6 protein-coding genes and 1 pseudogene are annotated in these 6367 nt (G+C 72.3%); 5 read left to right on the top strand and 2 right to left on the bottom strand.

The window, feature by feature from the left end; genetic code table 11:
• The 3 genes from E1265_RS31940 to E1265_RS31930 form a co-directional block, all read left to right on the top strand.
• The coding region (locus E1265_RS31940) for an RHS repeat-associated core domain-containing protein (RefSeq protein WP_132934454.1) at positions 1–3243 on the top strand (3243 nt) is incomplete at its 5' end.
• Positions 3244–3251: 8 nt separating this feature from the next.
• Positions 3252–3521 carry a hypothetical protein gene (locus E1265_RS31935; protein ID WP_132934453.1) on the top strand — a complete coding sequence of 90 codons (270 nt, stop codon included), beginning with the start codon at positions 3252–3254 and terminating at the stop codon, positions 3519–3521.
• A gap of 142 nt (positions 3522–3663) precedes the next feature.
• The gene (locus tag E1265_RS31930; RefSeq protein WP_243741257.1) at positions 3664–3978 is read left to right on the top strand and encodes a LuxR C-terminal-related transcriptional regulator; all 315 of its coding nucleotides are present in this window, start codon (positions 3664–3666) and stop codon (positions 3976–3978) included.
• A gap of 23 nt (positions 3979–4001) precedes the next feature.
• Here the strand turns inward: E1265_RS31930 and E1265_RS38320 are convergent, their stop codons facing one another.
• Complete coding sequence (locus E1265_RS38320) at positions 4002–4169, bottom strand: hypothetical protein (RefSeq protein ID WP_207931290.1); 168 nt, start codon at positions 4167–4169, stop codon at positions 4002–4004.
• An 80-nt stretch (positions 4170–4249) separates the two neighbouring features.
• Between E1265_RS38320 and E1265_RS31920 the strand changes: the two genes are divergently transcribed.
• Both E1265_RS31920 and E1265_RS31915 read left to right on the top strand, forming a co-directional pair.
• Positions 4250–5047, top strand: a complete 798-nt coding sequence (locus tag E1265_RS31920) for an alpha/beta fold hydrolase (protein ID WP_132934452.1) — start codon at positions 4250–4252, stop codon at positions 5045–5047.
• Positions 5048–5055: 8 nt separating this feature from the next.
• Positions 5056–5790, top strand: a complete 735-nt coding sequence (locus E1265_RS31915; protein WP_132934451.1) for an HAD family hydrolase — start codon at positions 5056–5058, stop codon at positions 5788–5790.
• On the opposite strand, the pseudogene E1265_RS31910 reads toward E1265_RS31915, so the two are convergent.
• A pseudogene (locus tag E1265_RS31910) lies at positions 5738–6367 on the bottom strand (cyclitolreductase); the annotation flags it as partial. The gene E1265_RS31915 and the pseudogene E1265_RS31910 sit on opposite strands and share 53 nt — an antisense overlap.

The following is a 6367-nucleotide window of genomic DNA, read 5'->3' as shown; positions in this document are numbered from 1 at the left end:
CGCTGGCCCCTCACCCGCCACCACAACGGCGGCTACACCCTCACCAACCCCGTCACCGGCCACACCCGGCACTTCGCCCACCCCGACAAGGACGGCGACTGCCGCATCCTCGCCATATCCGACCGCAACGGCAACCACATCGACATCGACTACACCCCCGACGGCGCGCCCACCGCGATCCGGCACTCCGGCGGATACCACCTCACCCTCACCACCGAAGCCGGCCGCGTCACCGGGCTGGCGCTGGGCCAGACGGTCATCCGCCGCTACGCCTACACCGACGGCAACCTCACCGCCGTCCTCAACCCAGCGGGTCAGCCCCTCAAGTTCACCTACGACCAGCGGCTCCGTGTCACCTCCTGGACCGACACCAACGACCGCCGCTACGCCTACACCTACGACGACCGCGACCGCTGCGTCGCGGAGGGCGGCGAAGCCGGCCACCTCACCGTCTCCCTCGCCTACGACGGCACCCACCCCGACTGGCCAAACGCCCGCGTCACCACCCTCACCACCGCCCAGGGCGCCACCAGCCACCACGTCATCGACGACTCCCACCAGGTGATCGCCGAGATCGACCCGCTCGGCAACATCACCCGCACCGAGTACGACGAGCACCGCCACATCAGCTCCTGGACGGACGCCCTGGGCAAGATGACCAGGTTCGTCAACAACGCGGCCGGCCAACCCGTCGCGGTCACCTACCCCGACGGCGCGACGAAGAGCTGCGAATACAACAAGTTCGGGCTGCCGACCCGCATCACGCTCACCGACGGAACGTCCTGGTCGCGTGAGTACGACGAGCGCGGCAACTGCGTCGCCGTGACCGACGGAGCCGGCTCCACGACGAGGTACGCCTTCGACGAGCGCGGCCGTCCCACGGCCGTCACCGACGCGCTGGGGGCGACCACCACGGTCCGGTGCGACGCCGCCGGGTTGCCGGTCGAGATCATCGACCCCCTCGGCAACCGAACGACCCGAGGTCACGACGCGTTCGGGCGACTCAGCGAGTCCACGGACGCGACCGGGGCGACGACCCGGTACTGGTGGACCGTCGACGGCAGGATCTCGCGCCTCGTCGGGCCGGACGGTGCCACGCAGTCGTGGGTCTACGACGGCGAGGGCAACTGCCTCCGGCACACGGACCCCAACGCGGGCGAATCGCACTACGAGTACAGCCACTTCGACCTGCTCACCGCCCGCACCGGGCCCGACGGCGTCCGGTACGAGTTCGAGCACGACGCGGCGCTGCGACTGACCAGGGTCACCAACCCCCGTGCACTGACCTGGGAGTACGAGTACGACGCGGCCGGGCGACTCACCACGGAGAAGGACTTCGACGGCCGCCGGGTCGTCTACGAGCGCGATGCCGTCGGTCGCACCGTGTCACGCGTCAACGCGGCCGGGCAGCGGGTCGGCTACCGCTACGACGCCCTCGGCCGGCTGATCACGCGGGACGTCGACGGCGCGGTCACCCGTTACGCCTACGACGGTGCCGGTCGCATGTCGCGTGCCACCGGTCCGGACTGCGAGGTCGCCTGGCAGCGAGACCCCGTGGGCCGGGTGCTGGCCGAGACCGTCAACGGACACACGACGGCGTTCCGCTACGACGCGGCGGGGCAGCGCGTCGAGCGGCGCACCCCGTCGGGCGCCGTGACCGTCTACGGCTATGACGCGGCGGGTCGCCGCACCTCGCTCGACTCGGCGGGTCATCCGATCACCTTCGCACGCGACGCGGTGGGGCGGGAGACCTCCAGGCTGGTCGAGGGCGTCCTCACCTTCGACCAGAGCTGGGGACCGGACGGTCGGCTCGCCGAACAGACCCTGACCGGTGCGGGTGGGGTCCTCCAGCGCCGTGCCTACACCTACCGGCCGGACGGCCTGCTGGTCCGCACCGACGATCGGCGCGGCGGCGACACGGACTGGGAGTTGGACGCCGCCGGGCGGGTGACGGCCGTGTCGGCGCGGGAGTGGGCGGAGACCTACGCCTACGACGCCGCCGGGAACCAGACCAGGGCGGTCTGGCCCGAGGACCACTCGGACGTCGAGGCGCTGGGCGACCGCACCTACATGGGGACGCGGCTGACCCGCGCTGGGGCGGTGCGGTACGAGTACGACACCGCCGGTCGCGTCATGGCCCGCAGGAAGGCCCGGCTCTCGCGGCGGCCGAACGTCTGGCGCTACCGGTGGGACGCCGAGGACCGGCTGACGTCCGTGGTGACCCCGGACGGCACCGTCTGGCGGTACCGCTACGACCCCTTCGGGCGCCGCGTCGCCAAGCAGCGGATGGCGGCCGACCGGTCGACCGTCGCGGAGGAGACCCGCTTCACCTGGGACGGGCCGATCCTCGTCGAACAGACCACCCACGGGCGGGAGTCGGCGCACGCCGTCACCCTCACCTGGGAGCACGACGCCGGCCGGCCCATCGCCCAGTCGGAGCGGCTGAGCGACGCCTCGACGCGGAAGGAGATCGACGCCCGCTTCTTCGCGGTCGTCACCGATCTCGTCGGCACGCCCACCGAACTCGTGGATTCCTCGGGGAATCTCGCCTGGCAATCCCGCCGAACCCTCTGGGGCGTCACGGCATGGAGCGCGGACGGCTCCGCCTATACGCCGCTGCGTTTTCCCGGCCAGTATCACGACCACGAGTCCGGCCTCCATTACAACTACCACCGGTACTACGACCCGGAGACGGCGCGTTATGTCACCCAGGATCCACTGGGGCTCGCTCCCGGGCCGAATCCGAGCGTCTATCCGCACAATCCGCACGCCAGGATCGACCCGTTGGGGCTCGCGCCCTATCCGGCGGGCGCCAACCGGCCTCGGTCCATCGCCCTCGGGCTCGACCGCGCCCCCAACGGAGACGACCTGCTCCAGCCGTTCGCCGACAGCCTCGGGGCGTCAACCAACCGTGACTGGATCGCGGACGGCCTGGTGACACCGACACTGAACGAGTCGGGGCGCGTCATCGGGCCGGCCTTCGACGAGCGATTCGCGCAGGCGACGGCCAATGCGATCGATTCCGGCGGCCGAATCAACTTCAATCTCGACTACGTGAATATCGACGACGCGTTGCGCGCCAACACGGCGGACGGACCGTACGGTGAGGGCGGATTCACCAACTGGGAGTTCCAACAGATCCTGAATTCCCCCACCTTGTACGGGGCGACGGACTGGTACATTGGCGCCGAGAGACTGTCGCCGCAGGACGTCATCGACTTCGGCCTCTCCCCGTGGTTCTAGGAGCTGGAATGGACTATCCGCGATTCGCCGCCTCGATGAACCGGTATTTCAGCCGGCTCGAGTCGCAACACGGCGCCCCGTGGACGAGCGGGCGCGTGGCGGCGAGCGCCTGGCAGGGCGTGCTGGAGCGCGGCACGTGGAGCGAGGCCGACCTGGGGGAGCTCGACGAGCTGATGCGCGCCGGGGACGACGAGACGGGAAGCGCCTGGATCGAGATGCGGATGTTCTACGACGCCTGGCGTGACTCCGCTGCCTCGGTCACGGAGCGGCCCACGTGAGAAGGGACCAGCGAGTACTTCCGCCGGCCGTGGTGTCGGCACGGTTGCCGACGGCTTCGTCACCGGAGCTCCGATCAGGTTCCGCCAGGGATGAACCGGTCGGCGAAGGCGTCGACGGCGTTGACGACAGCCTCGAAACGCAGTGAGTGGAGGAGGGCACCCGGGTTGCCGCTGGGGACCCCGTCCTGTCCCGACGCGTCACTCGGCGGCTCATGGACCGGACGGTCACGCAGGCCGGCGCCTACGAGCGAGCCCGCGCCGCGCTGGCCGCCCTCACCCCCGCGAACGAGAAGTCGCTCTGGCGATCGGACGCGGCCGCACGAACGCCGACATCACCGGCGAGCTCGCCATGGGACTCACCACGGTCAAGAGCCACGTCTCCAGCATTCTGGACACACTCGGCCTGGAAAGCCGTACCCAGATCGCGCTGCTCGCCCACGACGTGGGCCTGGCCTGACCGACGCCGGGTCGGGGGGCCTGTCAGGTCAGCGCCGGGATGAGGTGGTCGTGGATCAGGCGGAGCTGGGTGTCGACGTCGGCCGCCGCGGGGAGGTCGCGGCCGGTGAAGGCGTTGACCAGGGCGGCGTTCGGCGCCGGCGCGGAGGTGGGTGACGGCGTACTCGTAGGCCTCGCGGGTGTAGCTGCCACAGGTCCTTGTGCCGGGTCTCGTCGGCGGCGTAGCAGCCGTGGAAGCCGAACTCGTCGGTCGGTTAGGGTCGGGCATCGTGATGAGCGAGTCGACAGCCGTGGCCGGGGACGGGGTGGCCATCGCGTACCAGACCGGGGGTGTCGAGGGCGGCGAGCCGCTGGTGCTGCTGGCCGGGCAGTCCAACAACCACCACTGGTGGGACGGGGTCAGGGAGGACTTCGAGGGGCGGTACCTGACGATCACGCTCGACTACCGGGGCACCGGCGCGAGCGACAAGCCGGACGAGCCGTACACGACCCGGGGGTTCGCGGCGGACGTGGTGGCGGTGCTTGACGCGCTGGGGGTGGCGCGGGCCCACGTGTACGGGACGTCGATGGGCGGCCGGGTCGCGCAGTGGCTGGCGGCCGACCACCAGGAGCGCGTGGGGGCGCTGGTGCTCGGCTGCACCTCGCCGGGTGGGCCGCACGGGCACGAGCGGGGCGCCGAGGTGAGGCGGGCGCTGGCGCAGCGGGACCAGCGGGCGGCGGGGCGGGCGCTGCTGGAGCTGATGTACACGCCGCGGTGGCTGGCGACGCACCGGGGGCCGTTCCAGACGGTGGGTGATCCGGCGATGCCGGCGTTCGCGCGACGGCGGCACTTCGCGGCGAGCGCCGGGCACGACGCGTGGGACGCGCTGCCGACGATAGGCGCGCCAACGCTGGTGGTGCACGGCACGGACGACCTGTTCAACCCGGCGGCGAACGCGCCGCTGCTCGGCTCGCGGATACCGGACGCGAAGGTGGAGCTGATAGCGGGGGCGCGGCACGCGTACTTCGAGGAGTTCCGGGCGGTGGCCGGTCCGCTCGTGTCGGACTTCCTGGCGGCCGTGGCTGGGTAGCCTCCTGGGTGTCTCGACGATTCGACGCCTTCGACGCCGTGTTGTTCGACTACGCGGGGACCCTCTTCGACGACGGGGCCGTGCTGACGCCGGCCGGGGTGTGCGCGCAGGCGGCGCGGCGCGGGGTGGCGCTGGCGCCCGCCGAAGCGGAGCGGGTGATCGCGGGGGCTCTGGCGGCGGTGGACTCGCCGTCCGGCCTCGTCGCGCGGGAGGGGTGTGACCGGTCGGCGGCCCGGCACCGCGCGGTGTGGACGGGCCTGATGACGGACGCGGCGCCGGGCGCGCTGGCGGACGCGGTGTACGCGTGTCTGGTGGATCCCGCGTCGTGGCCGGCGTATCCGGACACGGCGGGGGTGCTGCGGCGGCTGGCCGGCGCGGGGCTACGGCTCGGCGTGGTGAGCAACATCGGCTGGGACGTCAGGCCCTCGTTCACGGCGCTCGGGGTGGCGGACCTGGTCGGCTCGTTCGCGCTCTCCTGCGAGCGGGGCGCGGTGAAGCCGGAGCCCGAACTGTTCCTCGCGGCGTGCGAGGAGTTGGGCGTGGCGCCGGCGCGGACACTGTTCGTGGGGGACGACCCGGCGAAGGACGGCGCGGCGGCGCGCCTCGGCATGCCGGTCTATCTCCTGCCGGCGGAGCGTGCGGCGGGCCGGCCACGCGGCCTGGACGCGGTGCTCGCGCTCGCCGGTCTCGTCACGGAACCACGACCGTCTTGCCCAGGGGGCGGCCGGCCGCCTGGGCCCTGAGGAGGGTGGGGAGTTGGGCGAGGGTGGTCTCGTGGCTGATGAGGCGCTCGACGCGCAGGTCGGGCGAGTCGGTGAGGGCGCGCACGGCGGCCGGGAAGTCGGACGGGGTGGTGCCGTAGCTGCCGCCGATGTGCACCGGTTTGGTGCCCCAGCGGGCGGCGGTGGCGAGTTCGTGGCGGCGCACGGTGTCGAGGTCGCAGTCGAGGCCGGGGAGTGCGTCGCCGGGTGCGGTGCCGCCGTAGAGGACGACGAGGCCGCCGGGTGCGGTGAGCCGTAGCGCCTCGGCCAGCACCTCGGGGTGGACGAAGCTGGTGGCGACGACGGCGATGTCGGCGGTGTCGGCGGGGAGTTCGGTCGTCGGGTGGAGGGGGATGGCGACGGCGTCGCGCCGGCGGAGGAAGTCGAGCCGGTCGGGGCTGCGGTTGGTGAGGGTGACCGTGGTGCCGAGGGTCCGGGCGAGGGCGGCGATCAGCACGCCGGCCGTGCCGGCGCCCAGCACGGTGAGGCGGGTGCCTGCCAGGTCGCGGTCCAGGTGGCGGGCGGTGGCGGTCAGGCAGTGGTGGGCGCGGGCCAGGGG

Origin of the sequence: Streptomyces sp. 8K308 (assembly GCF_004348315.1) — a bacterium.
Lineage (GTDB): Bacteria > Actinomycetota > Actinomycetes > Streptomycetales > Streptomycetaceae > Streptomyces.
This window is presented reverse-complemented; position numbering and strand designations above follow the sequence as displayed.